This window comes from Streptococcus oralis SK304 (genome assembly GCF_000287715.1).
GTDB classification, from domain to species: Bacteria; Bacillota; Bacilli; order Lactobacillales; family Streptococcaceae; genus Streptococcus; species Streptococcus oralis_Y.
On the sequence record NZ_ALJN01000016.1, the window covers coordinates 1 to 24,882 of the forward strand.

Below are 24,882 nucleotides of genomic sequence, written 5' to 3' on the forward strand. Positions count from 1 at the left end.
TATGAAGAAAATCCTCGGTTTAGTAGCCTTATTCGTGATAATTGTATCATCCTGTTTCTACTTTTTTATGCATCAACCTAAAAACATTTTTGATGAAATCTACCAGGAAACTGAGAGAACTTATCAGACAAATAATATTTTAAGAAACATAGATGGGTTTAAAATCAGGGCCGGTTGGCCAAGTGATGACCCAAATATATCACTATAGCCTTTGGAAAGTATAAAACTCTTCCCAAAGGCTATAGTGATATAACCATTAACCTTAATTTTGGAGAAGGTATAAAGGGAGTGTTGATTCTTTTTGAAAGGAAGACTAATTCGAATATTACCCTATGGTATTCGGTGCACTATAATATGCAAAAGAAAGTACTCAAAAAGGAGCTTGCGATTTTTGAAGAGCCAAGGAAACCAGGTCAATTTATTGATGATGAAGAAAAAGTAAGAGAATATTTAAGAAAAAATAATATTTCCAAAGAAGAATTAGAGAAGGACTATGACGAAATCGTTAACCAGAAAGTCTTGAAAGATTGGTGTTTGATTTATGACAGCAAGTACTCGCCAAGCAACTATGGCGATGTCAAAGTTGAAACCCAGTGGGAGAATTGGTGATAGGTCATGCAGACTTTACTCACCAGTCCATTACTATGGCCACTCATCTAAATCCTAGTAGCTTTCAGTTATCCGACGTCTATGGCGGTAGAGAGCATGTCAAGGACCTTTCAGGCTGGGAGGGAGACACGACCTTTAACGCTACGGATAAGAAACCAAGCATTGGTGAAGACGACTACAAGGCAGATTTGGACTCGGTCAATCTTATCGGCCGTATGCAGAAGGGGCAATCCTATGACCAAGCGATATCTTCCTATTATGCTGACCTTCAAAAGGATTCGACTCTTAGAGAAAGAGAATTTTTGAAAAATAAGGATTGGAAACACGTCAAAGTTACAATTTATGCAGGAGTAGTGCCCCCGGATATACTGAAAAAGGGTGAAAAATCTATTAAAGAGTATATTGATAAAAACCATTCAGATGTATCAACATTTTTAAATCGCTTAGAGGCTGTGGCAGATTAGGAGGAAAAATTAATGAAGAAAAACCTCGGTCTAATAGTATTATTCGTGATAATCATATCATCCTGTTTCTATTTTTTTACTAGTCAACCTAAAAACATTTTTGATGAAATCTACCAACAAACTGAGAAAACTTATTTAGGAAATAATATTTTTAATCAGTTGAAAGATGTTGAGGTACATAAATATCAAGAGTATGGTAATGATTCTAAATTTTATTCTTATGTACTTTATCAAAAACAGAAAACTCCATATGACTATAAAAATATTGATTTAATATTTCATTTTACAAAAGATACAAATACAGTCTTTGTTTCTTTTGAGAAGGAATTAAGTAATGGGCTAAGAATTTTCATTTTTGGTAGGTATCTTACAAAAGAAAAATTATTTCAAAAAAATGTACAGTTACTCATAAACCAAGATGGAACTGATAAATCTATCGAAGACGAAGCTCAGGTGAAATCCTACCTAGAGCAGTACGGTATCACATCTAAGGATTTGGATTCTTACTACGACGAAATCGTCAATCAAAAAGTCTTAAAAGACTGGTGCTCGATTTATGATAGCAAGTATTCACCGAGCAACTATGGCGATGTCAAAGTTGAAACCCAGTGGGAGAATTGGTGATAGGTCGTATAGGTTTTACTTATAGGCAAAGTTTACTGTTGAGAAGAAATTTATTGAAGAAACTAATTTTGAGATATGGAAACAGTATGAATATTATTATGATAATGGATTTGATGATTGGATGGTTGTATGTGAATAAAATCACGTTGATATTAAAATAGAATGGAGAAATCTAAAACTGTAGTTATTATGAAGATTAGTCAAATATTTAAATATATCTCGTTACTTATAGCGGTAATATTGTTGCTATTCTTTTGGAAAATTATGATTAGTGAAGTTATTTCTACTAATTTGAAAGTTTCTCAAGGAAATTTATTTGTATTAACTTTTATATTTTGGTTAGAAATAATTTTATTATTGGTAATATATGACCTAGTAATTTTTAACTTATATAGTATTATACGTTATTATTTGAGAGAACTGGGGGAATGGGCAGTAAGAACAAAAAAAGTAAGCTGTGCACTTTACATAATTAGATTGAACTATTATTTTCTAAGACTAAGCCGATTATTGCGATTAGGTTGGGTAACTTATGATAGTGACGAAAAAAGTTTGGTATGGATAGGCATATCTAAACTCACATTGACTAAACTGATACTTAACATATTTAAGATTATAATAAGTATACCTATGCTGTTGGCATTTTTATCCGCTTGCTTTTCATTAAAAATATTGAGGTTAGATATTACCTATTATTTATCTAAGTTTCAAGAAATTTTGATAAGTATATTGCAAATAAAAGTAAATGTTAGTGATATCTTTTTGAGTTTGCCAGCTATCGTGGCTTTAGTGACAATATTACCGACAGTTTTCTTCTTCTATTTCTATAGTCAAAAACGTGATGTTAGAAAAGTGATTGATAAGGAAAATAGTCAATATTTTGAAGAAGTTATCTTACTGTTTGAAAAATTGTTGATTTGGGTCAATCATCATATTTACCAGATATCTAAAAATTTTGATTATGTTATTAATTGTCAAGATTCGATTATTGAAATGTTTTTAGAAAAGAAAATTCCTAATTATATGTCTTTAACTGAGAAAAAATATTATAGACCAAAAGGAATTGAGGGATTTAGTTTTTTAGATATAGCTAATTTAAATGAATTAGAAGAAATTGTTACTAAATTGACGAGTGATAGATTAATTAAATTTACACGTATATTCTCGGTTAATCGATTTGATATCTGGCAATTCTATTTGAGGGATTTTAATTCATTAAGCGAAGAAAAGGAAATCGAAAAATTATTCTACACCCAAAAAGGGATGGCTTCTAAATTAGCAAATGGTTACACGTATCCATATGATGTCACCAAAGATACATTAGAACAGAAGAGACAAGAAGAGCGTTTGTGCTTATCTTGCTCTATTTACTCTGATTTAGAGTTATTATATAGGTTAATGAGAATGAAAAACTCATTAAGATCCTATCTTTATTCTTCAAGGATGGAGCGATTAATATTAAAAGTATTGAATAAAGATAAGTAGTTACGTTTCACGGTTTAATTACAGAGTTAATCTTTTGATTTTGTATATTAGTATAGAAGAAATACATCAAGTGTGTAGATTTGCTAGTGAAATTCTGGGTAAGTACTAAGCATTGGAGGGGATGACTACAAGGCAGATTTGGATTCTTATTACGACGAAATCGTCAATCAAAAAGTTTTGAAGGACTGGTGTTCGATTTATGACAGTAAGTACTCGCCAAGCAATTATGGCGATGTGAAGGTTGAGACCCAGTGGGAGAATTGGTGATATAAAGATTCTTGCTGATTATATAAACAGGTGGCTCTCTGTTATCAGAGGGCTTTTTCTATATATGTCTCTATCCTTGTTCATCTAATAGAAATATGGTATACTTTTTATGAGAATTTTCTAAATTTTTAAGATTCTATCAAAGGAGATTTGCATGCTTTCCAAATTTTCTGGAAGCCGACAGAACGTACAATTTGTGTTACTTTTAGGTGTTTTGCTAGGTATTTTAGGGATTTCCCTCTTTCTAACTGTTTCTATGGGGTCCGTAGCGATTGATTTAGGAGATACCTATCGGATAATTTTGAGCAGGTTGGGTTTTCCTCTTGAGATAGGAGAGGTTTCCAAGTCCACTCTTGCCATTGTATGGAATATGAGATTCCCTCGAGTATTGTTAGGCTTGATAGTAGGGGCTGGTCTTTCTATGTGTGGTAGTGTGATGCAGTCCACAGTGAACAACCCCATCGCAGAGCCTTATGTCTTAGGCATCTCTGCGGGTGCAACTCTAGGAGCAACCTTAAGCATCATTCTAGGTTTAAAAGTGATGATTAGCCTTGGAGCTTTTTTAGGAGCTATTTTGGCAACAATTGCTGTCCTCATCATTGCCTCTATGCAGGGAAGGATGACGACTTCTAGTCTGATCTTATCAGGAACGGTGGTCAATGCTCTCTTTCTGGCATTTTCCAACTTTATTATCTCTGTTGGCGCTAATGCTGACAGTGTGATGACCATTAAGTTTTGGACCATGGGTTCGCTTGCTGGAACTACCTGGTCTGACTTAGTCTTGCCAACTATAGTAGTAGGATTGGCCTTTCTATTTTTCGCTACTCAGTATCGTGTTTTTAATGCGATGATGATGGGAGATGAGGCTGCTTTAACGTTGGGGATTCCCTTACGCTTTTATTGGTATCTTTATGTGACCATGGTGGCTGTGCTGACAGCAGTCTTAGTGGCAACTTGTGGGATTATTGGATTTGTCGGTCTGATTACTCCCCATTTAGCTCGAGGGTTAGTAGGAACGAATTACAGGAGGCTTTTTCCCGTTGCGACCTTACTGGGTGCCCTCTTTGTGGTCTGGGCAGATGTACTTTCTCGTGTCATCATTCCAAATGCTGAGCTGCCTATTGGTATTTTCACAGCCTTAGTGGGTGCTCCCTTCTTTATCTACATTGTTGGAGGTAGGCGAAGGGAGGTGAGGGCCTGATATGGACTTGATTTGTCAGGATGTCCACTTTGGACTAGGAGAGAAAAAAATCCTCAAAGGAGTTTCTCTTAAGGTTGAGGGGCATCAATTTCACACGATACTGGGACCAAATGGAAGTGGGAAAACCAGTCTGCTTAAACTCCTCTATCGTCAGGAAAAGGCGGACAAAGGCCTGATAAGCCTAGATGGAAAGTCGCTGGAGCATTGGTCACTCAAAGAAACGGCTAAGCAGATGGCAGTTGTAACCCAGTTTAATCAATTGCAGTTTGATTGTACAGTTGAGGAAATTGTCTTGCTGGGAAGAACTCCCCACCTCTCTTTTTTACAGAAGGAAAAGGAAAGAGATTATGCCCTCGTTCAAGATGCTCTCGTCAAGGTGGATATGCTCGAGAAGAAAACTCGTCTCTATTCGTCTCTTTCAGGGGGAGAAAAGCAACGAGTCTTATTAGCCCGCGCCTTGGCGCAAGAACCGACTCTCTTGCTCCTAGACGAACCAACCAATCACCTGGATATCAAGTACCAGCTAGACTTGTTGGCCATTGTGAAGGAGCTCAAAATCAATGTTCTAGCTGTCCTACATGATATTCAACTTGCTTGTCGCTATTCGGATTATCTCTATCTGATGAAAGAGGGAGAAATCCTTTACCAAGGAACTCCAAAGGAGACCATCACCCCTGAGTCATTGCAAACTGTATACGGAGTTCAAAGTCAGGTGACTTGGACTGAGGATCAGCAAGCCATGTTTCACTATTTATAAAAATGAAAAGGAAAATAAGATGAAAAAAACACTAAGCATTTTACTCGTAACAGTAGCTACCCTAACCATGGCGGCTTGTGGTAACACTACTACAGAAAAAGCTACCACACAGTCTAGCACAGAAACAAGTCAAAAGGCCAGCACAGAGACGACTTATCCGTTAACGGTTAAAACCTATGATGTTAAGGGAAATGAAGTCGAACAAGTTTTTGACAAGGAACCTGAAAAAGTTATCACCAACAATCTTTCAACCACTGAAATCTTATTGGAGTTAGGCTTGAAGGATAAAATTGCTGGCATGCTCAACCCTGACAATGCTGTAACAGACAAATACAAGGACGCGATTGCGACGATTCCTCAAATCGGTGATAAAAAAACAGTCTCACAAGAGACAGTGCTTTCTTATGAACCAGATGCTGTGATGGGTCGAAACATGATGTTTTCTGAAAAATCCTTGGGAACAGTTAGCACTTGGAATGAAAATAAAATCCCAGTCTATACACAAAAAGCTTCTCTCTCAACGATTCAGCAAGATTTGGGAAATATTGTAGAAGACGTTAAAAATCTGGGGATGATTTTTAATGTTCGGGACAAGGCTAATGAATACGCAGCCCAATTACAAGCTAAAATTGACGCTGTTAAGAAAGCAAACCCAGCAAGCCAAGGTGAAAAGAAAAAGGCTTTGATTATGGTTGCTTATAATGACGAAACCTTTGGTGCTTACAAGTCTGCTTTGCAAGAAAGCTTGTTGAATCAACTTGGTTATACCAACGTTGCAACGGGAACATCAGGCTTGACCTTGGAAAATCTCGTGTCAATGGATCCTGAGTTGATTATCTATGTAACCAGCGACCGCAATAAAAAATTGGATGCCAACGCAGTAGAGTTGATGAAGAAAAAAGCTGTTTTGGAAAACGTTCCTGCAATTAAGAATCAAAAAATCATGACCATTTCTTACGATGAGTTGATGGACTATGGTCCAGCAGTGATTGATTCCCTTGAGAAAATCAATGACTTTATCAATAAATAATGAGTTTGATTGGGAAGGGATTCAAGTTAAGATCAGCCTTCCTTCGACCTATGACCCCAATCAAACCTATCCAGTTATTCTCTTGAATGATGGAAACTTGGATTTTCTATCTTCCCTTTCAGAATCTGTGATTTTAGTTGGTTTGACCTCTAAAAATCGCCTAGATGACTACACTCCCTGGAAGGCATCTGCTTTAAGGGATGGAGCTCCGGATTTTGGCGGTCAGGCAAATGCCTATCATGGTCATTTATTTGGAGGTCTTTTAGACAAGCTGCAGTCGCTTTATCGCCTGGACAAAAATCGCCTTGCCTATGGAGGTTACTCACTAGGTGGTTTGACAGCAGTATACAGTCTTTTCCATTTTGATAAGGTCTCCTGTATCTTCTCTATCTGCGGTTCCTTTTGGTATCCTGATTTTACGATTTATTGCAGGGATGAAAAGGTGAAAAATTTGGACTGTTTACTGTATTTACAGAATGGTCAAACAGAAGGAACCCATCATACCAATCGCTTGGCTCAAGCACCAGCCTATGCTGAGCAGATCCATACTAGTCTTCAGAAACGTTATCCGACTGGTCAGTTTGTCTTTGATCCCTATGGGCATCATGAGCAAGTGGCTGAGCGATTTCTAGCCTTTTCCAACTGGTTGTCCCAAAAATGGAAAATCGAATAAAAGAAATATCCCTTGGCAAAAGCCAAGGGATAATTGTATTTTTTAACCAAGAGCCTCTCTCTTCTTATCTGGATTCCAGATAAAGCTTGCGATGAAGGTAAAGATAATTGTTAGGATACCAACAACCACAGCAAGGATGAGGGCAGGGATGCGGACAAACCACCAGAGTGGGTTTGGTTTTTTATCGTTGTGCCATTGTTTGGTTTCTTCGTCCAAACGTTGGAATTCTGCTTGGATACGGTCTGCAACCATTTCAATCCCTTCATCATTCATTTTCTTAATGTCTGAGATATCGATTGGATTTCCAAAGTTCATATCCACACGTTCACGGCTAACCAAACCTTTTAAGGTCATGGGACCTGTGTAGGTGACAGGCATGATACGGACCTTGGCCATTTTGGCAATCAAGGCAACTCCACCCTTGACATCATTTGAGTGACGGCTCCCACTTGGGAACATGATGAGAGAGCAATCGCTTTTTTTGAGGACGTTGATAGGGTACTTGATGGCAGAGGCACTAGGTTTTTCCCGGTCAATAGGAAAGGCGCCACACATACGGATCCACCAGCCAAAGATGCGGTTGTTAAACAGCTCTTTTTTGGCCATAAAGATGAATTGTTTTGGTTTGGTCGCAAAAGCCATGTAAACTGGATCCCACCAAGTCCGATGAGGTGCTACTAGGATATAGTTTTCATCTTTACTAGGGATTTTATCAGTATTGTGGTAGTGGGCATTGCCATTGATGGACCACAAGATCAGCATGACTAGTCCACGCAAATAAGTATAGAACATGAGAACTCCTTCAATTGTATTGCTTTTATTATTATACCTTATCAAAAGACTACTGGCAAACTTTTTCAGTTATCAACCAACAGTTTTTGGATGAGATTAGAATTCTTCTAGAAAAAATGATATGATAGAATTCATGGATAAAAATAAGATTATGGGATTAACCCAAAGAGAAGTAAAGGAAAGACAGGCTCAAGGTTTGGTCAATGACTTTACCGCTTCGGCCAGTACCAGTACTTGGCAAATCGTTAAACGAAATGTTTTTACACTTTTTAACGCATTAAACTTTGTTATTGCCCTAGCGCTTGCCTTTGTGCAGGCTTGGAGCAATCTGGTCTTCTTTGCTGTTATTTGCTTTAACGCTTTTTCAGGAATTGTGACCGAGCTACGGGCCAAACACATGGTGGACAAGCTCAACCTCATGACCAAGGAAAAGGTCAAAACCATCCGTGATGGTCAAGAAGTCGCTCTCGATCCTGAAGAATTGGTTCTAGGAGATGTCATTCGTTTGTCTGCTGGAGAGCAGATTCCTAGTGATGCGCGGGTTTTAGAAGGATTTGCGGAAGTCAATGAAGCCATGTTGACGGGGGAGAGTGATTTAGTACAAAAGGAAGTGGATGCCTTGCTTTTATCAGGGAGTTTCCTAGCCAGTGGCGCAGTTTTGGCTCGTGTCCATCATGTCGGGGCAGAAAACTATGCTTCCAAACTCATGCTGGAAGCTAAGACAGTGAAACCGATCAACTCCCGTATCATGAAATCGCTGGACAAGCTAGCTGGTTTTACTGGGAAGATTATCATTCCCTTTGGTCTAGCTCTCCTGCTAGAAGCCTTGATGTTAAAAGGCTTGCCTCTTAAGTCATCCGTTGTAAATTCATCGACAGCCCTTTTAGGAATGTTGCCTAAGGGAATTGCTCTTTTGACTATCACTTCGCTCTTGACTGCGGTGATCAAGCTGGGCTTGAAAAAGGTCTTGGTGCAGGAGATGTACTCTGTCGAGACCTTGGCGCGCGTGGATATGCTCTGTCTGGACAAGACGGGGACCATCACCCAAGGAAAGATGCAGGTGGAGGCGGTTCTTCCTCTGACGGAAACGTATGGTGAAGAGACTATTGCAAGCATTCTGACCAGCTATATATATCATAGTGAGGATAAAAATCCTACAGCTCAAGCCATTCGCCAGCGTTTTGTGGGAGAAGTTGCTTATCCTATGCTTTCCAATCTGCCTTTCTCTAGCGACCGCAAGTGGGGAGCTATGGAGTTGGAAGGGCTAGGGACAGTTTTCTTAGGGGCGCCTGAGATGTTGTTGGACTCTGAAGTACCAGAAGCCAGAGAGGCCTTGGAGCGAGGTTCTCGTGTCTTGGTCTTGGCTCTCAGTCACGAAAAACTAGACCACCACAAGCCACAAAAACCATCTGATATTCAAGCCCTTGCCTTGCTGGAAATCTTGGACCCCATTCGAGAAGGAGCAGCTGAGACACTAGACTACCTCCGTTCCCAGGAAGTGGGACTCAAGATTATCTCTGGAGACAATCCTGTCACTGTATCCAGCATTGCCCAGAAGGCTGGCTTTGCAGACTATCAAAGCTATGTAGACTGTTCAAAAATCACGGATGAGGAATTGATTGCCATGGCTGAAGAAACAGCTATTTTCGGACGTGTTTCCCCTCATCAAAAGAAACTCATCATCCAAACGCTGAAAAAAGTAGGGCATACAACAGCAATGACAGGGGACGGAGTCAATGATATCCTGGCCCTTCGTGAGGCGGATTGTTCTATCGTGATGGCTGAAGGAGATCCGGCGACACGTCAGATTGCTAATCTGGTTCTCTTGAACTCAGACTTTAATGATGTTCCTGAGATTCTCTTTGAAGGCCGTCGCGTGGTCAATAACATCGCTCATATCGCACCGATTTTCTTGATTAAGACCATCTATTCCTTCCTGTTAGCGGTGATTTGTATCGCCAGTGTTCTTCTGGGACGGTCTGAGTGGATCTTGATTTTCCCTTTCATCCCGATCCAGATTACCATGATCGACCAATTCGTGGAAGGTTTCCCACCATTCGTTCTGACTTTTGAGCGAAATATCAAACCTGTTGAGCCAAATTTCCTCAGAAGATCCATGCTTCGTGCCCTACCAAGTGCCCTTATGGTCGTCTTCAGCGTTCTTTTTGTGAAAATATTTGGAGCGAGTCAAGGTTGGTCTGAGTTAGAAATGTCAACTCTCCTCTATTATCTCCTTGGGTCTATCGGTTTCTTATCCGTATTTAGAGCCTGCATGCCATTTACCCTCTGGCGTGTTCTCTTGATTGTTTGGTCAGTAGGAGGCTTCCTGACTACAGCTCTCTTCCCAAGAATCCAGAAACTGCTTGAAATATCAACCTTAACTGGACAAACACTGCCTGTTTATGGAACTATGATGCTGGTCTTTACCCTGATTTTCATTCTAACTAGTCGTTATCAAGCTAGAAAATAAAGAAAGACTGCAATCTGTGGATTGCGGTTTTTTTAGGTGCAAGATTGCTAGCTGAAATATGGTATAATAAAAGGTAATAGAGTTTTGGAAAGCGAGAGAAGATGATTTCAAAGAGATTAGAATTGGTGGCGTCCTTTGTGCCCCAAGGTGCTGTGTTACTTGATGTGGGGAGTGACCATGCTTATCTGCCTATCGAGTTGGTCGAAAGAGGCCAAATTAAAAGTGCTATTGCAGGTGAAGTGGTGGAAGGTCCCTACCAGTCTGCGGTCAAAAATGTTGAGGCTCACGGTCTAAAGGAGAAAATCCAAGTTCGTTTAGCCAATGGCTTAGCAGCCTTTGAAGATGTCGACCAAGTATCGGTTATCACCATTGCAGGTATGGGTGGTCGTTTGATTGCTAGGATATTGGAAGAAGGATTGGATAAGCTTGCGAGTGTAGAACGTTTAATCCTCCAGCCAAATAATCGTGAAGACGACTTGCGCATCTGGCTACAAGACCACGGTTTTCAAATCGTAGCAGAAAGCATCCTAGAAGAAGCAGGCAAGTTTTATGAAATTCTAGTTGTGGAAGCAGGACAAATGAAGTTATCTGCCAGTGATGTTCGCTTTGGTCCCTTCTTGTCCAAAGAAGTCAGCCCAGTCTTTATCAAAAAATGGCAAAAAGAAGCTACTAAGCTAGAATTTGCCCTTAACCAAATCCCAGAAAAAAATCTGGAGGAACGTCAAGTCCTAGCAGATAAAATTCAAGCCATCAAGGAGGTTCTCCATGCTAGCAAGTGAAGTGATTAAACGTTATGAAGCCTTTTGTCCGCAAGAATTTTCTATGGAGGGAGACAGTCGTGGTCTGCAAATCGGGACTCTAGACAAGGATATCCAAAGGGTCATGGTTGCCCTTGATATTCGTGAAGACACGGTGGCAGAGGCTATTGAAAAGGGTGTGGATTTGATTATCGCCAAGCACGCGCCGATTTTTCGTCCCATCAAAGACTTGGTTGCTAGCCGTCCGCAAAATCAGATTTACATTGATCTCATCAAGCATGACATCGCAGTTTATGTCAGCCATACCAATATTGACATCGTTGAAAATGGTCTCAATGACTGGTTCTGCCAGATGCTAGGCATTGAGGAGACGACTTATCTGCAGGAAACAGGCCCTGAACGTGGAATTGGTCGTATTGGTGACATTCAACCTCAAACATATGAAGAATTTGCCAGTCATGTCAAGCAAGTCTTTGGTCTAGATAGTCTTCGAATGGTGCATTATCAAGAGACTGATTTGCAGAAGCCTATTTCAAGAGTTGCCATTTGCGGTGGTAGTGGTCAGTCTTTCTATCCTGATGCTTTGGCAAAGGGGGCAGATGTCTACATCACTGGTGATATCTACTACCACACTGCTCAGGATATGCTGTCTGATAGCTTGTTGGCATTGGACCCAGGCCACTATATTGAAGTTCTCTTTGTGGAAAGAATCGCAGCACTACTTACTAAATGGAAGTCAGAAAAGGGCTGGACTATTGATATCTTGCCTAGTCAGGCATCAACTAATCCTTTCCACCATATCTAGTTAGGAAGTGAAGATAATGAAAAAAGTTGCTATTATTGGAGCAGGAATTGTAGGTGCCACAGCCGCCTACTACCTCTCAAAAGAAGCAGATTTAAAGGTGACAGTTTTTGACCATGGACAAGGTCAGGCTACCAAGGCAGCGGCGGGAATTATCAGTCCTTGGTTTTCCAAACGACGTAATAAAGCTTGGTACAAGAAGGCACGCTTGGGGGCTGACTTTTATGTGGATTTGTTGGCTGATTTAGAAAAGTCTGGTCAGGAAATCGACTTTTACCAACGCTCAGGAGTTTTTCTCTTGAAAAAGGATGAGTCCAAGTTGGCAGAACTCTATGAGCTAGCCCTTCAGCGCAGGGAAGAATCTCCCTTGATAGGCCAGTTAGCTATTCTGGACCAAGCGTCTGCAAATGAATTATTCCCTGGTTTGCAGGGATTTGACCACTTGCTCTATGCTTCTGGTGGAGCGAGAGTAGACGGTCAACTATTAGTGACTCGTTTGCTGGAAGCCAGTAAAGTCAAGCTGGTCAAAGAAAAAGTGACTCTGAATCCTGTATCAGCAGGTTACCAGATTGGTGAAGAAGTGTTTGATCAAGTTATTTTGGCGACAGGAGCTTGGTTGGGGGACCTTTTGGAGCCTTTAGGATATGAGGTAGATGTTCGTTCCCAAAAGGGGCAACTCCGAGACTATCAACTTACCCAAGATATGGAATATTACCCTGTTGTCATGCCAGAAGGGGAGTGGGATTTGATTCCTTTTGCAGGTGGGAAATTGTCCTTAGGAGCTACCCATGAAAACGACATGGGGTTTGACTTGACGGTGGATGAAACCTTGATCCAGCAAATGGAGGATGCGGCCTTGCCTCACTACCCAGCCTTGGCTGAAGCTACTATAAGAGGTGAGCGAGTAGGGATCCGTGCCTATACCAGTGATTTTTCGCCATTTTTTGGGCAAGTCCCAGGTTTAGCAGGTGTCTATGCGGCTAGCGGACTAGGGTCATCAGGCCTCACAACGGGTCCTATCATCGGTTACCATTTAGCTCAACTGATCAAAGACAAGGAATTGACTCTGGACCCAGTAAACTATCCAATCGCAAACTATGTCAAACGAGTAAAAAGCGAATGATACTCAATGAAAATCAAAGAGCAAACTAGGAAGCTAGCCGCAGGCTGCTCAAAGCACGGCTTTGAGGCTGTGGACAGAACTGATGAAGTCAGCTCAAAACACTGTTTTGAGGTTGTGGATAGAACTGACGAAGTCAGTAACCATACCCACGGCAAGGCGAAGCTAACGTGGTTTGAAGAGATTTTCGAAGAGTATAAGCATTTTACTGAAATTTTAGCCTACCCTCTAGGATGGCAAATGACATTCCCTATCAAAAATGATAAAATAAGAAAAAACAATCCGAGAATCGAGGAAAAAAGATGCAAGAAAAGATTTTGGTAACTGGCGGTGCCGGATTTATCGGAACCCACACTGTTATTGAATTGATCCAAGCAGGCCATCAAGTCGTTGTGGTGGATAATCTTGTCAACAGCAATCGTAAGAGTTTAGAAGTTGTTGAAAAAATTACAGGAGTTGAGATCCCTTTCTATGAGGCAGATATCCGTGATACAGATACCCTCAGAGATATTTTCAAGCAGGAAGAGCCGACTGGTGTCATTCACTTTGCTGGTTTGAAGGCTGTTGGTGAATCAACACGTATCCCTCTTGCCTACTATGACAATAATATCGCTGGAACTGTCAGCCTTTTGAAAGTCATGGAAGAAAATAACTGTAAGAACATCATCTTCAGTTCTTCTGCGACTGTTTACGGTGATCCCCATACTGTACCAATTCTAGAAGATTTCCCGCTTTCAGTGACCAACCCGTATGGTCGTACTAAGCTCATGCTAGAGGAAATTTTGACCGATATCTACAAGGCAGACTCAGAATGGAACGTGGTCTTGCTTCGTTACTTTAATCCAATCGGAGCGCATGAAAGTGGAGACCTAGGAGAAAATCCAAACGGAATTCCAAACAATCTCTTACCTTATGTTGCACAAGTAGCAGTGGGCAAACTAGAGCAAGTACAAGTTTTCGGTGATGACTATGAAACTGAGGACGGAACTGGTGTTCGTGACTATATCCACGTTGTAGACCTAGCCAAAGGTCACGTTGCAGCTCTACAAAAGATCCAAAAAGGTTCAGGCCTTAATATTTACAACCTTGGAACGGGTAAAGGCTACTCAGTTCTTGAAATTATCCAAAATATGGAAAAAGCGGTGGGACGTCCCATTCCTTACCGCATCGTAGAACGCCGCCCAGGTGATATCGCTGCCTGCTATTCGGATCCTGCAAAAGCCAAAGCTGAACTGGGTTGGGAAGCAGAACTTAGCATCACCCAAATGTGTGAAGACGCATGGCGTTGGCAAAGCAAGCATCCAAATGGATTTGAAGACTAAGATGATGATTTCAATCATTGTCCCATGTTTAAACGAAGAGGAAGTACTTCCTCTTTTTTATCAGTCTGTTGAAGCACTGCTTCCAGAATTGGGAGGAGAGATCGAGTATGTCTTTGTGGATGACGGGTCTAGCGATGGAACCTTAGACTTGCTAAAGACCTATCGGATGCAAAATCCTGCGCTACATTACATTTCTTTCTCGCGAAATTTTGGGAAAGAAGCAGCTCTGTATGCAGGCTTGCAGCATGCAACTGGAGATCTGGTGGTCGTGATGGATGCAGACCTCCAGGATCCTCCGAGTATGTTGCTCGAAATGAAGACCTTACTAGACCAGAATGCAGACTTAGACTGTGTTGGGACACGGAGAACCAGTCGGGAGGGAGAACCCTTCTTTCGCAGTTTCTGTGCTGATCTTTTTTATCGCCTCATGCAAAAAATCAGCCCAGTAGCTCTGCCCTCAGGCGTCCGTGATTTCCGGATGATGAGAAGGTCTGTGGTAGATGCTATTTTAACCCTGACTGAATCCAATCGTTTTTCTAAGGGACTCTTTGCCTGGGTGGGTTTTAAAACGCACTATCTTGATTATCCAAACGTTGAACGACAGGCTGGCAAGACCAGTTGGAGTTTTAGGCAACTCTTTTTCTACTCGATTGAAGGGATTCTCAACTTTTCAGATTTTCCCTTGAGTATAGCCTTTGTAGCGGGACTTCTATCTTGTTTTATTTCTTTTGTGATGACTGTTTTTGTGGTGTTTCGGACCCTTATCTTGGGAAATCCGACATCTGGCTGGACCTCTCTGATGGCTGTCATTCTCTTTCTTGGAGGGATTCAACTCCTGACCATTGGGATTCTGGGCAAGTATATCAGTAAGATTTATTTAGAGACCAAAAAAAGACCACTCTACCTCATCAAAGAAAAAAGTGATCTTTCTATTGTTGAAGGAAAAAATAACCGGAAAAGACTATAATTTTACCTAGAAATATGCTAAACTAGTAGGTGAAGGGATTAAAGTGATAAAGAGAATCTACAAAATCAATCTCCCTTTTAAACTATGATGGATCTTTTAGAAGTGCACGTGTAGGACAATTTTTGATGGCCTCTAGAACATCGCTGCTCTCAGCGATTTCTCTTTGCAATTCAACTGGATCATCGCAAAATCGAACGATTCCATTATCATGGTAATCAAAGAGTTCAGAATAGGTTTGGCAAAGCCCGCAGGCAATGCACCGTTCAGGTATAAGTGTGAGTTTCATATTTATATTGTAATAAGAAAGTTTAAAAAATACAAGGAGTAAGGTATGGCAAAGGAACCATGGCAAGAAGATATCTATGAAAATAGTGAGGAAGAATCAAGGTCAGAGCGTCGTCGCCGTAAACAAAAAGGAAAAGGGGCTGTTGCCAATCGTGTCTTAACAGTTCTAGCTAGCCTCTTCTTTGTGATCGTTGTAGCGATGGTAGTTGTATTGATTTACTTATCAACCGGAGGAAGCAATCGTACTTCATCTTTGAAGGACTTCTATGATACATCGTCTCCTTCTACAAGTTCAAGTTCTAAAGTAGAAGCATCGTCATCTTCAAGTAGCAAGGTAGAAGAAACATCTTCTTCTGAAACAACTCCTTCAGAGAGCAGTTCAGAAGAACACACAGAAGGAGAGGGAACAATCACAGTGCATCCTGGAGAGGGTGAGGCAGCTCTTGCTCAACGTGCAGGGATTTCCATTGCCCAGCTAGAAGCCCTAAATCCTTCTCACATGTCATCTGGATCTTGGTTTGCCAACCCAGGTGATGTGATTAAGACAAGATAGGAGTCGGTCATGAAGACAATTCAAATTGCTATCGATGGTCCAGCTTCGAGTGGTAAGAGTACGGTCGCAAAGATTGTCGCTAAAGATTTTGGTTACACTTATCTCGATACAGGTGCTATGTATCGTGCTGCGACTTATATAGCGCTCAAGCACCAGTTGGATGCGGGAAATGTAGACCAACTTCTTGAGCTTCTTAACCAACACCCCATTAGTTTTGGTCGTTCAGAAACAGGTGAGCAACTTGTTTTTGTAGGGGATGTTGAGATTACGCATCCGATTCGTGAAAATGAAGTGACCAACAAGGTTTCAAGCATTGCTGCAATTCCTGAGGTGCGTGAGAAGTTGGTTTCGCTCCAGCAAGAGATCGCTCAGCAAGGTGGTATCGTCATGGATGGACGTGATATCGGGACGGTTGTTTTACCACAAGCTGAACTCAAGATTTTCCTAGTGGCTTCTGTTGAAGAAAGAGCAGAGCGTCGTTACAAGGAAAATATTGCTAAAGGGATTGAAACTGACTTGGAAACTTTGAAAGAGGAAATTGCGGCACGTGACTACAAAGATAGTCATCGTGAAACCTCACCTCTCAAACAGGCTGAGGATGCAGTTTACCTTGACACAACTGGACTAAGTATCCAGGAAGTGGTCGAAAAAATCGAATCAGAAGCAAAAAAATATATGTCCTAGGGACGAGAGGAGCAGGCTAAATGAAGCCTGCTCCTTTTCTCTCTTTTGCGCGCGTTTCAAAACAGCCTTTTTGGGAGAATTTTGATAAAATAGTAGTATCAATAAAAAGGACGGAAGCATGACAAAGAAAATCATAGCCATTTGGGCCCAAGATGAAAAAGGTGTGATTGGGAAGGAAGATCGTCTCCCTTGGCATTTGCCGGCAGAGTTGCAACATTTTAAGGAAACAACTTTAAATCATGCTATACTGATGGGGCGAGTGACCTTTGATGGCATGGGACGTCGTCTGCTTCCAAAACGGCAAACCCTGATTTTAACGCGCAATAGCGAAGAAGTCATAGATGGGGCGCTCGTATTTCAAGATGTGGAGTCTGTTTTAGCGTGGTATCAGAGTCAGGAAAAAAATCTCTATATCATTGGCGGAAAGCAGATTTTTCAGGCTTTTGAGCCTTATTTAGATGAAATCATTGTGACACAGATTCATGCTCAGGTGGAGGGAGATACCTATTTCCCTGAGGAGTTTGACTTGTCTCGTTTTGAGACAGTCGCAAGCAAATCTTATGAGCGAGATGAGAAAAACGACTATGATTTTACCATCGAATATCGAGATAGAAAGGAAGTCTAATGGAGCGCAGTATATTTGGATTTTTCACAGCTTTTTTGTGTGTGATCTGTATTTTGACTGGAGCACAGGCTTTTCGTAAGAAGCGCTATGGACTGTCTGCCTTACTCTGGCTGAATGCTTTTACCAATCTGGTAAACAGTATTCATGCTTTTTACATGAACTTATTTTAGATAGAATGATAAATTAGAATGGAAGGAAATCATGCCTACAAATAGGAAAAATGATATGATGGTTTATTGCTCATTTTGTGGCAAAAGCCAAGAAGAAGTAAAGAAAATAATCGCTGGGAACAACGCTTTTATCTGTAATGAATGTGTGGAGTTGGCCCAGGAAATCATTCGGGAGGAGTTGGCCGAAGAAGTTTTGGCAGACTTGTCTGAAGTGCCAAAACCAATCGAGCTCCTCAATATCTTGAACCACTATGTGATTGGTCAGGATCGTGCCAAACGTGCCTTGGCAGTGGCTGTATACAATCACTATAAACGCATCAATTTCCACGATACGCGTGAAGAGTCAGAAGATGTGGATTTGCAGAAGTCAAACATCTTGATGATTGGCCCAACTGGTTCTGGGAAAACCTTCCTTGCTCAGACCTTGGCTAAGAGCTTGAACGTGCCTTTTGCTATTGCAGATGCGACAGCTCTGACTGAGGCTGGGTATGTGGGTGAGGACGTTGAAAATATCCTCCTCAAACTCTTGCAGGCTGCTGACTTTAACATCGAACGTGCAGAGCGTGGGATTATCTACGTGGATGAAATTGACAAGATTGCCAAGAAGAGCGAGAACGTGTCTATCACACGTGACGTTTCGGGTGAAGGGGTACAACAAGCCCTTCTCAAGATTATCGAGGGAACTGTTGCTAGTGTGCCACCTCAAGGTGGACGCAAACATCCACAACAAGAGATGATTCAGGTAGATACCAAGAACATCCTCTTCATTGTGGGTGGTGCTTTTGATGGCATTGAAGAAATCGTCAAACAACGTCTGGGAGAAAAAGTCATCGGTTTTGGCCAAAATAACAAGGCGATTGACGAAAATAGCTCCTACATGCAAGAAATCATCGCAGAAGACATTCAAAAATTCGGGATTATCCCTGAGTTGATTGGACGCTTGCCTGTCTTTGCTGCTCTTGAACAATTGACGGCCGATGACTTGGTTCGCATCTTGAAAGAACCAAGAAATGCCTTGGTGAAACAATACCAAACCTTGCTTTCTTATGATGACGTTGAGTTGGAATTTGACGACGAAGCCCTGCGAGAAATCGCCAATAAGGCCATTGAACGGAAGACAGGGGCTCGTGGTCTTCGCTCCATCATCGAAGAAACCATGCTAGATGTCATGTTTGAAGTACCAAGTCAGGAAAATGTGAAATTGGTCCGCATCACAAAAGAAGCTGTCGATGGAACGGAAAAACCAATCCTAGAAACAGCCTAGAGGTGAGTATGGAACTTAATACACACAATGCTGAAATCTTGCTCAGTGCGGCTAATAAGTCTCACTATCCGCAGGATGAACTGCCAGAGATTGCCCTTGCAGGACGATCCAATGTTGGCAAGTCTAGCTTTATCAACACCATGCTAAACCGCAAGAATCTTGCCCGTACATCAGGGAAACCTGGGAAAACCCAGCTTCTCAACTTCTTTAATATTGATGACAAGATGCGTTTTGTGGATGTACCAGGTTATGGTTATGCCCGCGTTTCTAAAAAGGAACGTGAAAAGTGGGGGCGCATGATTGAGGAGTATCTGACCACTCGGGAAAATCTTCGTGCAGTGGTCAGTCTGGTGGACTTCCGTCACGACCCGTCAGCAGATGATGTGCAGATGTACGAATTTCTCAAGTATTATGAGATTCCGGTTATCATCGTTGCGACCAAGGCGGACAAGATTCCTCGTGGTAAGTGGAACAAGCACGAATCAGCAATCAAAAAGAAATTAAACTTTGACCCAAGTGACGACTTCATCCTCTTTTCATCTGTCAGCAAGGCGGGGATGGATCAGGCTTGGGATGCAATATTAGAAAAATTGTGAGGGAAAGAAATGGCAAAAACAATTCATACAGATAAAGCTCCAAAGGCTATCGGACCTTATGTTCAAGGGAAAATCGTTGGCAATCTTTTATTTGCTAGCGGTCAAGTTCCCCTATCTCCTGAAACTGGTGAAATCGTAGGAGAGACCATTCAAGAACAGACAGAACAAGTCTTGAAAAACATCGGTGCGATTTTGGCTGAAGCAGGAACAGACTTTGACCACGTTGTCAAAACAACTTGCTTCTTGAGCGATATGAACGATTTTGTTCCTTTTAATGAGGTTTACCAGACTGCTTTTAAAGAGGAATTTCCAGCTCGTTCAGCTGTAGAGGTTGCACGTCTTCCTCGTGATGTAAAAGTCGAAATTGAAGTAATCGCAGAGATTGGATAAGCTAGTTGAAGTTTGGCTCTGCCAAACTTTTTTTGATATAAGGAGAGATAGATGACAAAGAAACAACTTCACCTGGTGATTGTGACAGGGATGAGTGGTGCAGGGAAAACGGTAGCCATTCAGTCTTTTGAAGATTTGGGATATTTTACCATTGACAATATGCCACCAGCCCTCTTGCCAAAGTTTTTACAGTTGGTAGAGACCAAGGATGATGACCACAAGTTAGCCCTAGTAGTCGACATGCGTAGCCGTTCTTTCTTTTCTGAGATTCAAGCTGTCTTGGATGAATTGGAAAACCAAGATGATTTGGATTTCAAAATTCTCTTTTTAGACGCAGCAGATAAGGAATTGGTCGCTCGTTACAAGGAAACCAGACGAAGTCACCCTCTAGCAGCAGATGGTCGGATTTTAGATGGCATCAAGCTGGAACGTGAACTCTTGGCACCTTTGAAAAACATGAGCCAAAATGTGGTGGATACGACCGAACTCACTCCGCGTGAACTTCGTAAAACCATTGCTCAGCAATTTTCAGACCAAGAGCAAGCCCAGTCTTTTCGTATCGAAGTCATGTCTTTTGGATTCAAGTATGGTATCCCTATTGATGCAGACTTGGTCTTTGATGTCCGTTTCTTGCCAAATCCATACTACCTCCCTGAACTCCGTAATCAGACAGGTGAGGATCAAGCAGTTTATGACTATGTGATGAATCATGAAGAGTCTGAAAGTTTCTATCAGCACTTACTCGCCTTGATTGAACCCATTTTGCCAAGTTACAAAAAAGAAGGCAAGTCTGTTTTAACTATTGCAGTAGGATGTACAGGTGGACAACACCGTAGTGTTGCCTTTGCCAAACGAATTGCTGAGGACCTTGCTAAAAACTGGCCTGTCAATGAAAGCCATCGTGACAAAGACCGAAGAAAGGAAACGGTAAACCGTTCATGAGAAAACCAAAAATAACGGTGATTGGTGGAGGAACAGGTATCCCCGTCATTTTGAAAAGCTTGCGGGAAAAGGATGTTGATATCGCAGCCATCGTAACGGTAGCTGATGATGGTGGTTCTTCTGGTGAGCTCAGAAAGAATATCCAACAGCTGACACCACCAGGTGATCTTCGTAATGTTCTGGTAGCCATGTCAGATATGCCTAAATTTTATGAGAAGGTTTTTCAGTACCGATTCTCAGAAGACGCTGGTGCTTTTGCGGGTCATCCACTAGGAAATATCATCATAGCAGGACTCTCTGAAATGCAAGGGTCCACTTATAATGCCATGCAGCTGCTAAGTCTCTTTTTCCACACAACAGGAAAAATTTATCCATCAAGCGATCAGCCTTTGACACTGCATGCAGTCTTTAAAGACGGTTCTGAGGTGGCAGGTGAGAGCCACATTGCTGATCATCCAGGCATGATCGACCATGTCTATGTGACCAATACCTTGGATGATGAAACACCCCAAGCCAGCCGTCGAGTAGTCAATACTATTCTCGAGAGTGACATGATCGTCTTGGGGCCTGGTTCACTCTTTACATCAATTTTGCCAAATATTGTCATTAAGGAGATTGGGCAGGCTCTCTTGGAGACCAAGGCAGAGATAGCCTATGTCTGCAATATCATGACCCAGCGTGGGGAAACAGAGCACTTTTCAGACAGTGACCACGTAGAAGTCCTCCATCGACACTTAGGTCGGCCTTTTATTGATACGGTCTTGGTCAATATCGAAAAGGTACCTAGAGAATACATGGATACCAACCGTTTTGATGAGTATTTGGTTCAGGTAGAGCATGACTTTGCTGGTCTTTGCAAACAGGTTCCTCGTGTGATTTCATCCAACTTCCTTCGTTTGGAAAATGGAGGAGCCTTCCATGATGGCGATTTGATTGTAGATGAATTGATGCGCATTATACAGGTGAGAAAATGAGTTTTACAGTTGCAGTAAAAGAGGAAATTCTTGGTCAACATCATCTCAGTCGTCATGAGCTGTCGGCAATTATCAAGATGTCTGGTAGTATTGGTCTCTCGACTTCGGGCTTGACCTTGTCTGTTGTGACTGAAAATGCCAAGTTGGCTCGGCACCTCTATGAGTCCTTTCTCCATTTTTATGATATCAAGTCGGAGATTCGCCACCATCAGAGGAGTAATCTTCGCAAGAACCGTGTCTATACGGTCTATACTGAAGAGAGAGTGCAGGAGCTTTTAGCTGATTTGCGGCTTGCGGATTCTTTCTTTGGTTTGGAGACGGGCATCGATCCTGATATTTTAGCAGATGAAGAAGCAGGTCGTGCCTACTTATGTGGGGCCTTTCTGGCAAATGGCAGTATTCGAGATCCTGAGTCTGGCAAATACCAGTTGGAAATCAGTTCCGTTTATCTGGACCACGCCCAAGGACTGGCCTCTCTCCTCCAGCAATTTTTACTGGATGCCAAGGTCATTGAGCGAAAGAAAGGTGCGGTTACCTATCTCCAGCGTGCAGAAGACATCATGGATTTCTTGATCGTGATTGGGGCCATGCAGGCGCGTGATAACTTTGAGCGCGTCAAGATTTTGCGTGAAACCCGTAACGACCTCAATCGAGCCAATAACGCTGAAACAGCCAATATTGCTCGAACGGTTTCTGCCAGCATGAAAACCATCAATAATATCAGTAAAATCAAAGATAGAATGGGCTTGGAAAATTTACCCGTGGATTTGCAAGAGGTGGCTCAGTTGCGAATCCAGCACCCAGATTACTCTATCCAGCAGTTGGCAGATAGCCTGAGCAATTCCCTAACCAAAAGTGGCGTCAACCACAGACTCCGAAAAATCAATAAAATTGCAGATGAACTATAAAACCACGGATTGTTGATCCGTGGTTTTTTCTTGAAGTTAATAAATATATGAGAAGAATTTTAAAGGAAGCCAACTCCATAATCTATGGTATACTATTGATAAGTTATACTGTAGCATAAAGGAGGAAATATGAAAACATCTAAAAAAAGTATGATTATTTTATTCAGTATTTTAGCAGTAATTGGAATCACAATAGGAGGTTGTAGCATGCACCAATACCAAAAGAAACAAGAAATGATTGCCATCGCGACAAGCGATGAGGCAAAGAAGGTTTATGAAAATCATATGAGGGCAAATGATCCTAAAGCATTAACAGAAGATGGAATCATTAAATCATATGATATTGATACAGAAACTTTAGAGTATAATCCAATGGGAGGACTAATGGTAAGGATATATTTTAATAATGATAAGGAATTAGATTTTCACTTTGGCTTAATAAAAGATAATTCAGGGAATTATGAATCTTATGGATATACTGTATCACCTAAATTATCATCTATGTTAAAGGAATCTAAAAAATGAGAAAATATGTCGATGATTCAAATCTTCAGATTGCAATGACTGAATATAACGATAACTCAATTAATCGTGAGGTTAAGGACCAATATGATAGAAGCGTTGGGACTGTCACCCAAGTCTACGACAATACCACAGGAGCGGGCGAGCAGGTTTATGCAGTTGTAAAAAATCCTGATGAAAAAGCTGAGGATGTACAAGAAGTAACGGTCCTTTTTCGTGGTTCTACGGGCCCAGATCATTTTTTGAAAGAAACAGCAGATGTCTGGAATGACTGGGCTGAAAATGATGCAGTTATAGCCAAGAGAATTGTAATGCAAAGCAATCCCAGCGACCGAGACAATTCTACCGAGCAGCTAAAGGCTTCTGCCAGAGCTTTAAAAGATGTCATGGAAAAATATCCAAATGCCAAGATTAACATCTATGGGCATTCTCTTGGATCTATGGATGCTCAGTATGCTATGGCTGACCTAGACGCGGCCCAAATTGAGCGAATCCAACAGGCTTATATTTACAACGGCCCTGATGTCTACCGAATCCTTAGCCCTGAACAGAGAAAAATTGTCGATCAGATTAAAGGACGTATCTACAACTATGCTGACCCTAAAGATAAGATTAGCATGGTTGGTAGAGATCCCGCCAAGGGTAGTATCGGTTCTGTAGGTATGGTTTATTATGTAGATAGTGAACAAGAAGATTTTGTAAATCAGCATATGACCTATGGTTATCGCTTGGATAAGGATGGGAAAATAAAAATTCTCTCCAATACCAGTACAGTCGCATATAATAGCTTTCTGATTAAAATGGAGAGTTTCAAAAGGCTTAAGAAGAGTCTATCTTCTGATGGTTTTACATCTGATGAGCGAATCTTTCTAGACTCTGAACAAGCTAAGCTTACGGCGTCAGGTATTTGCCATATTGTAACAGAAGAACTAGATGTTCTCAAAAAAATATATAATGAAGGTGTTCAAGATGCGAGTGAAGTGCTTGTATCTTGCAGTAATATTCCTTGGGGTTTTATCCTAAGTCCGTACGAAACAGAGGTTGCCTATTCTGATGGAGGAGTGACTTATGAAACAACTGTTGGTGTCATTCAAAAGAGGTTTACTCCAGTTCTTGATACTGCGAAACAATTAGAGAAAGATTTTACAGATTTAGAAAAGCAAATCAAAGACGGTATTCAGAAAAAATTAGATGAAGATGAAGAATTGGCTAATGAATTTAAGCAATGGGAGAGTTTGATATGATAGAGGATGAAATTAGGAAAAAGCGGCAGCGTATTGAAGAATGTGAGGATGACTATCGACGTTCTTTCAAAAAAATCGAAGATCAGTACGAAGAAGCAAACTATAAGTTTCAACAGTTGCGTCATATGATTGAAGAAAAGCATCAAATTATTTCTCATTCCTTAGACCAACTAGGCGGAGACACAACTGAATGGCGTTATCAATCCAATCGACTAGCATCCAACTTTAGTCAGCAAATCGAGATGGCGTATAGAAATAGACAAGGACAACTCGAACAAGAAGAATTGAAGCTCGAACAGGATTACAAGCGTCAACATCGTCTCTTAGAAGATGAGCTTGCCAGAGCTCAGGAGCAAAAAAGACGCTTAGAAGAACGAGGTTAAG

At 41.3% G+C, this 24,882-nt stretch carries 28 protein-coding genes and 2 pseudogenes; 28 read left to right on the forward strand and 2 right to left on the reverse strand.

Features of this window, described 5'->3' with window-relative positions; genetic code table 11:
* The first annotated feature begins 1 nt into the window (after position 1).
* The 9 genes and pseudogenes from HMPREF1125_RS06900 to HMPREF1125_RS06935 all read left to right on the forward strand — a co-directional run bounded on the left by HMPREF1125_RS06900 (position 2) and on the right by HMPREF1125_RS06935 (position 7,110).
* A pseudogene (locus HMPREF1125_RS06900) lies at positions 2-609 on the forward strand (TipC family immunity protein).
* Complete coding sequence (locus tag HMPREF1125_RS06905; protein ID WP_002883193.1) at positions 606-1,073, forward strand: hypothetical protein; 468 nt, start codon at positions 606-608, stop codon at positions 1,071-1,073. The pseudogene HMPREF1125_RS06900 and the gene HMPREF1125_RS06905 overlap by 4 nt, the downstream one beginning before the upstream one ends.
* Before the next feature lie 12 nt (positions 1,074-1,085).
* Positions 1,086-1,697, forward strand: coding sequence for a TipC family immunity protein (locus tag HMPREF1125_RS06910; protein WP_000739857.1), 612 nt, complete (start codon positions 1,086-1,088; stop codon positions 1,695-1,697).
* Between the two features lie 264 nt (positions 1,698-1,961).
* A complete protein-coding gene (locus tag HMPREF1125_RS06915; RefSeq protein ID WP_230454489.1) occupies positions 1,962-3,182 on the forward strand; it encodes a hypothetical protein in 1,221 nt (406 codons plus the stop codon).
* Between the two features lie 135 nt (positions 3,183-3,317).
* Positions 3,318-3,449, forward strand: a pseudogene (locus HMPREF1125_RS12755) (TipC family immunity protein); the annotation flags it as partial.
* A 154-nt stretch (positions 3,450-3,603) separates the two neighbouring features.
* Complete coding sequence (locus HMPREF1125_RS06920) at positions 3,604-4,650, forward strand: FecCD family ABC transporter permease (RefSeq protein WP_000949323.1); 1,047 nt, start codon at positions 3,604-3,606, stop codon at positions 4,648-4,650.
* Between the two features lies 1 nt (position 4,651).
* Complete coding sequence (locus tag HMPREF1125_RS06925; RefSeq protein ID WP_000364123.1) at positions 4,652-5,407, forward strand: ABC transporter ATP-binding protein; 756 nt, start codon at positions 4,652-4,654, stop codon at positions 5,405-5,407.
* 19 nt (positions 5,408-5,426) lie between these two features.
* A complete protein-coding gene (locus tag HMPREF1125_RS06930; protein WP_000753263.1) occupies positions 5,427-6,437 on the forward strand; it encodes an ABC transporter substrate-binding protein in 1,011 nt (336 codons plus the stop codon).
* Positions 6,418-7,110 carry an alpha/beta hydrolase gene (locus tag HMPREF1125_RS06935; RefSeq protein ID WP_000175770.1) on the forward strand — a complete coding sequence of 231 codons (693 nt, stop codon included), beginning with the start codon at positions 6,418-6,420 and terminating at the stop codon, positions 7,108-7,110. The genes HMPREF1125_RS06930 and HMPREF1125_RS06935 overlap by 20 nt, the downstream gene beginning before the upstream one ends.
* 42 nt (positions 7,111-7,152) lie before the next feature.
* Here the strand turns inward: HMPREF1125_RS06935 and HMPREF1125_RS06940 are convergent, their stop codons facing one another.
* Entirely contained in the window at positions 7,153-7,902 is a 750-nt protein-coding gene (locus HMPREF1125_RS06940) for a lysophospholipid acyltransferase family protein (protein ID WP_000500166.1), read from the reverse strand.
* 133 nt (positions 7,903-8,035) lie between these two features.
* On the opposite strand from HMPREF1125_RS06940, the gene HMPREF1125_RS06945 reads away from it, so the two are divergent.
* From HMPREF1125_RS06945 to HMPREF1125_RS06970, 7 genes are all read left to right on the forward strand, one after another.
* Positions 8,036-10,372, forward strand: a complete 2,337-nt coding sequence (locus HMPREF1125_RS06945) for a cation-translocating P-type ATPase (protein WP_002883187.1) — start codon at positions 8,036-8,038, stop codon at positions 10,370-10,372.
* A gap of 101 nt (positions 10,373-10,473) precedes the next feature.
* Complete coding sequence (locus HMPREF1125_RS06950) at positions 10,474-11,151, forward strand: tRNA (adenine(22)-N(1))-methyltransferase (protein ID WP_000624079.1); 678 nt, start codon at positions 10,474-10,476, stop codon at positions 11,149-11,151.
* On the forward strand, positions 11,138-11,935 hold the full coding sequence (locus HMPREF1125_RS06955) for a Nif3-like dinuclear metal center hexameric protein (protein ID WP_000881134.1): 798 nt from the start codon (positions 11,138-11,140) through the stop codon (positions 11,933-11,935). Before HMPREF1125_RS06950 ends, HMPREF1125_RS06955 begins: the two co-directional genes overlap by 14 nt.
* 16 nt (positions 11,936-11,951) lie before the next feature.
* On the forward strand, positions 11,952-13,055 hold the full coding sequence (locus HMPREF1125_RS06960) for an NAD(P)/FAD-dependent oxidoreductase (RefSeq protein ID WP_000754625.1): 1,104 nt from the start codon (positions 11,952-11,954) through the stop codon (positions 13,053-13,055).
* A gap of 6 nt (positions 13,056-13,061) precedes the next feature.
* The gene (locus HMPREF1125_RS12570) at positions 13,062-13,376 is read left to right on the forward strand and encodes a hypothetical protein (RefSeq protein WP_000693205.1); all 315 of its coding nucleotides are present in this window, start codon (positions 13,062-13,064) and stop codon (positions 13,374-13,376) included.
* Positions 13,355-14,374, forward strand: coding sequence for a UDP-glucose 4-epimerase GalE (gene galE, locus HMPREF1125_RS06965; protein ID WP_001156520.1), 1,020 nt, complete (start codon positions 13,355-13,357; stop codon positions 14,372-14,374). Before HMPREF1125_RS12570 ends, galE begins: the two co-directional genes overlap by 22 nt.
* Entirely contained in the window at positions 14,358-15,341 is a 984-nt protein-coding gene (locus HMPREF1125_RS06970) for a glycosyltransferase family 2 protein (protein ID WP_000364632.1), read from the forward strand. Before galE ends, HMPREF1125_RS06970 begins: the two co-directional genes overlap by 17 nt.
* A gap of 82 nt (positions 15,342-15,423) precedes the next feature.
* Here the strand turns inward: HMPREF1125_RS06970 and HMPREF1125_RS12575 are convergent, their stop codons facing one another.
* Positions 15,424-15,627, reverse strand: a complete 204-nt coding sequence (locus tag HMPREF1125_RS12575; RefSeq protein WP_007517026.1) for a ferredoxin — start codon at positions 15,625-15,627, stop codon at positions 15,424-15,426.
* Positions 15,628-15,672: 45 nt separating this feature from the next.
* On the opposite strand from HMPREF1125_RS12575, the gene HMPREF1125_RS06975 reads away from it, so the two are divergent.
* From HMPREF1125_RS06975 to HMPREF1125_RS07035, 12 genes are all read left to right on the forward strand, one after another.
* Complete coding sequence (locus tag HMPREF1125_RS06975; protein ID WP_001040923.1) at positions 15,673-16,179, forward strand: SAG1386/EF1546 family surface-associated protein; 507 nt, start codon at positions 15,673-15,675, stop codon at positions 16,177-16,179.
* A gap of 9 nt (positions 16,180-16,188) precedes the next feature.
* On the forward strand, positions 16,189-16,863 hold the full coding sequence (gene cmk, locus HMPREF1125_RS06980; protein WP_000849409.1) for a (d)CMP kinase: 675 nt from the start codon (positions 16,189-16,191) through the stop codon (positions 16,861-16,863).
* A gap of 118 nt (positions 16,864-16,981) precedes the next feature.
* Entirely contained in the window at positions 16,982-17,488 is a 507-nt protein-coding gene (locus HMPREF1125_RS06985; protein ID WP_000162307.1) for a dihydrofolate reductase, read from the forward strand.
* Between the two features lie 201 nt (positions 17,489-17,689).
* Positions 17,690-18,922: an ATP-dependent Clp protease ATP-binding subunit ClpX gene (gene clpX / locus HMPREF1125_RS06995; RefSeq protein ID WP_025172342.1), complete on the forward strand. Its 1,233-nt coding sequence runs from the start codon at positions 17,690-17,692 to the stop codon at positions 18,920-18,922.
* 8 nt (positions 18,923-18,930) lie between these two features.
* Positions 18,931-19,518, forward strand: coding sequence for a ribosome biogenesis GTP-binding protein YihA/YsxC (gene yihA, locus HMPREF1125_RS07000; RefSeq protein ID WP_000422602.1), 588 nt, complete (start codon positions 18,931-18,933; stop codon positions 19,516-19,518).
* A 9-nt stretch (positions 19,519-19,527) separates the two neighbouring features.
* Complete coding sequence (locus HMPREF1125_RS07005) at positions 19,528-19,908, forward strand: RidA family protein (RefSeq protein WP_001140420.1); 381 nt, start codon at positions 19,528-19,530, stop codon at positions 19,906-19,908.
* A gap of 51 nt (positions 19,909-19,959) precedes the next feature.
* Complete coding sequence (gene rapZ / locus HMPREF1125_RS07010) at positions 19,960-20,850, forward strand: RNase adapter RapZ (protein WP_000163044.1); 891 nt, start codon at positions 19,960-19,962, stop codon at positions 20,848-20,850.
* Positions 20,847-21,824, forward strand: coding sequence for a YvcK family protein (locus HMPREF1125_RS07015; RefSeq protein WP_001231054.1), 978 nt, complete (start codon positions 20,847-20,849; stop codon positions 21,822-21,824). Before rapZ ends, HMPREF1125_RS07015 begins: the two co-directional genes overlap by 4 nt.
* Positions 21,821-22,732, forward strand: a complete 912-nt coding sequence (gene whiA / locus HMPREF1125_RS07020) for a DNA-binding protein WhiA (RefSeq protein WP_000011272.1) — start codon at positions 21,821-21,823, stop codon at positions 22,730-22,732. Before HMPREF1125_RS07015 ends, whiA begins: the two co-directional genes overlap by 4 nt.
* 129 nt (positions 22,733-22,861) lie before the next feature.
* The gene (locus HMPREF1125_RS07025) at positions 22,862-23,257 is read left to right on the forward strand and encodes a DUF1310 family protein (protein ID WP_000858120.1); all 396 of its coding nucleotides are present in this window, start codon (positions 22,862-22,864) and stop codon (positions 23,255-23,257) included.
* Positions 23,254-24,498 (forward strand): lipase family alpha/beta hydrolase, encoded by a 1,245-nt coding sequence (locus HMPREF1125_RS07030; protein ID WP_001234138.1) that lies wholly within the window; start codon positions 23,254-23,256, stop codon positions 24,496-24,498. Before HMPREF1125_RS07025 ends, HMPREF1125_RS07030 begins: the two co-directional genes overlap by 4 nt.
* The gene (locus HMPREF1125_RS07035) at positions 24,495-24,881 is read left to right on the forward strand and encodes a hypothetical protein (protein ID WP_000568688.1); all 387 of its coding nucleotides are present in this window, start codon (positions 24,495-24,497) and stop codon (positions 24,879-24,881) included. The genes HMPREF1125_RS07030 and HMPREF1125_RS07035 overlap by 4 nt, the downstream gene beginning before the upstream one ends.
* Position 24,882 lies beyond the last annotated feature (1 nt).